This is a genomic window from Nonomuraea sp. LPB2021202275-12-8 (assembly GCF_037044575.1).
Lineage (GTDB): Bacteria > Actinomycetota > Actinomycetes > Streptosporangiales > Streptosporangiaceae > Nonomuraea.
Genome location: NZ_JBAHWD010000095.1, coordinates 1 through 2,713, shown reverse-complemented (window position 1 = coordinate 2,713; position 2,713 = coordinate 1). Strand labels below are relative to the sequence as shown.

Annotated in this window: 1 protein-coding gene and 1 pseudogene; both read right to left on the bottom strand. The window is 60.4% G+C overall.

Going from position 1 to position 2,713, the window contains the following annotated elements:
• Positions 1-826 precede the first annotated feature (826 nt).
• The gene (locus tag V5E28_RS48760) at positions 827-1,567 is read right to left on the bottom strand and encodes a TreTu family toxin (protein ID WP_336217150.1); all 741 of its coding nucleotides are present in this window, start codon (positions 1,565-1,567) and stop codon (positions 827-829) included.
• A gap of 840 nt (positions 1,568-2,407) precedes the next feature.
• Positions 2,408-2,701, bottom strand: a pseudogene (locus V5E28_RS50015) (RHS repeat-associated core domain-containing protein); the annotation flags it as partial.
• Positions 2,702-2,713: the final 12 nt, after the last annotated feature.

Genomic DNA, 2,713 nt, shown 5'->3' with positions numbered 1-2,713 from the left:
CCCATACGCCGGGGAGTCCTTGACGGCTGCGCTTCCAGGCTCTTCACCGCGTCCATGGCCTTCGCCCCGGTTTCGAGAGGCTCGGCACTCCCTCGTCCCACCACAATGGCGGGCTGAGTAACGACGCCGCAGGCTTCGCTTCATGCTACGGACCGCATCATCGCTCCCCCTATTTACAGGGCCTTCGACGCTGGGCTTCGACCCCGCCCGTCTCCAGACGAAACCGCCAGCCTGCTACCGGGCCTCCTGGCAGCTACCCGGACCGGACTTCCACCGGCAAGCGACGACGAGCTTACGAACAGCAAGATCCACCGCTACGTCACGGCTTCACCTCCTGCTCTGCTGGGCGCACGAGATCACCTCATTGAACGCATGTCAGGCGCGCTTGGCGACGACCCCGAAACGTAGCCGTCAGAAAACGATCACGGCCGCCGAAGCCGTCACCGAAGCCGTCAAACGACGTGAGAGTGCCGCCAGAGGTCGATCTCTGGCGGCACTCTCGCATTTCGTTCTTACAAAGAGTCGATTCCGGTAACCCAGTTATAAATGGATCCAAGAATCGAGACCAACACGATCTCGCTCTCAATCCATCTATGCTCGGACCGGATCACACCAGACTCCATGTCGGCCAGATCCATTTCGGATTGCCCGTCGGCCCAGATAACGAACTGCCCCCCATGGCGGAGGCCTTCAAAAACCCAACTAACAGAGCGGGGATCTCGATCTGGTGGTGAGAGTTCAACCTCTGAACTAATACCCACCTCGGCGAACCCCGCTTGCTTGCGCGAGATCCAGTCTTGTGCGAAATCTAGCAGGTCAGAGCGCTCTAGCATGATCCACCGAGGCCGAGGTTTCTCGCTTCGGGAAGCTCCGGCTTAGGCAAGCCTCGCCGCTCCGCCAAGCGAGCGTTGATGGTGGTTGAATCTGACAGCTTGTAATCACCCGGACGACCTCCAGGGATCAGCAACGAACGCGGGACATCAAATTCTGCATAAACGGAACCTGGTCGGGCCGAGATATAGGCCTTCGGGTCCGCTGGATGGACCACGTAGGTAAATCCACCTCCACCGCGTTGAACCATGCCAGTGCGACTCATTGCGTCGTACTCGGCCTGCGACATCCATCTTCCTACACGGACAAGGTCGTCGTCTCCATCATTATGGACGAGGATCGCTTGGTCGCCCGCCAGCACATGGTAGGTGTGCAGCTCATGCACGGTCAGGTTGTGGACACGTTGCCTCGCAGTCCACCGTTTGATCGCCGCGATCTGGACGTGCGTGCCTGCTGAAGTCTGCAACCACATGCCCGGGTGGAGCTGGCCCGCGGCGATCCACTCGCCCAAAGGCGGTAGCCAGAAGGGGTGATTGTCGGTCGCGGTGACTGCCCCGATCGCGTCACCACGGGCGCCATCGAGGTCAACCGTGACCTCAACGAGGTGCTTGGTACCTTCCCCTGCAATCAGCGCCGTGACTGGTTTGGCTTCGACGTGTCCGCTGACCGGGTCTGTAGCGGCGACACGGTCGCCGATCTTGACGTCCTCGATGGCCTTCGTGTTTCCGTCGGCCATGAGAACCAAGGTGCCGGGCAGGAAGCTGTTCGGCCTATCGCAGGAGTAGACGGTGGGTGGCGGGGGGTCACCGTAGTCGTATGGGGTGTCATCGACCGGCTCATCCTTGGCCCATGCGCCGTCGCCGCAATTTCCCGACAGGCTCAGACCGTAGTCGCACTGGATGATGTTGTCATCCGAATAATCAAACGGGACCCCTGGGGGCTCGCCGGTAGCGTCGTTCTCCCAAAGGCTGAGTTCTGTGTCCCAGCAAACCCCGCGCGCGTCGCAATCCCTAGTCGTATCCGACTGCTTCTTACGGTCCTTCTCGTCTGGCGGGCATACCCAAGGCGGACATGGCGGCTGGCAAGGAGATTTGCAGCCCGTATGGGGTAGTTTATGAGTCTTTACTCCGGGCGAATCTCTATAACACGAGGAACCACACCGGGTCTGCCCACATCCGCCAGGCTTCGCGCAGCCTCTAGCAGTTGGCCGCGTAGTCGATCGCTCCGGACGATCACCTGTTGGCCTATTCCCCGCAGTCCGGACGCTTTCAGATCTTCCACACCTGTGATATTTGCACTGATTTTTTTCCGCTTGCAGATTCTCTCTTACATCGGACCTGGGCCCAGGCTTACCGGTCGCCGCGGTCGCCTTTTTCTTTCTGGACAGACCAGATGCAACCTGCACGCCAATGTACTGCGCTGCCGTAGCGCCGGCTACGGCAGCAGAAACCGAGGCAACTGCGGAGGCTGCGGGATTGATAGGGAGTCGACCGCCTACTGGCAGCCCGCTGCGCGATCCAGTCGACACCATAGTTGACGAAACGCCGCCGTCCTTATCTGGGATATGGCCGGACGGATCGATGTGCGATAGGGGGCTGCCGTTTGCATATGTATAGCGGTTGGCTTGGATGGATGGGAACGGAGACAACGTCCATGCGTCCCGCGAGTCGAAGGCGCCGGTGCCGGGCTGATACCAGCGGGAATGCATGTTCACCTTGCCGGTGTCCGGATCGGTGTATTCGCCCTGGTAGCCGAGCGCTGATCTGGTGCCGGTCTGGGCAGTGACTTCGCCGTAGGGGTCGTAGGTGGTGGTGCTGTTCAGAGCAGTACCCGAGAAGGTGCCGATCAGGTCGCCGTGAATGTCGGTCAAAGCTCCGTGGGC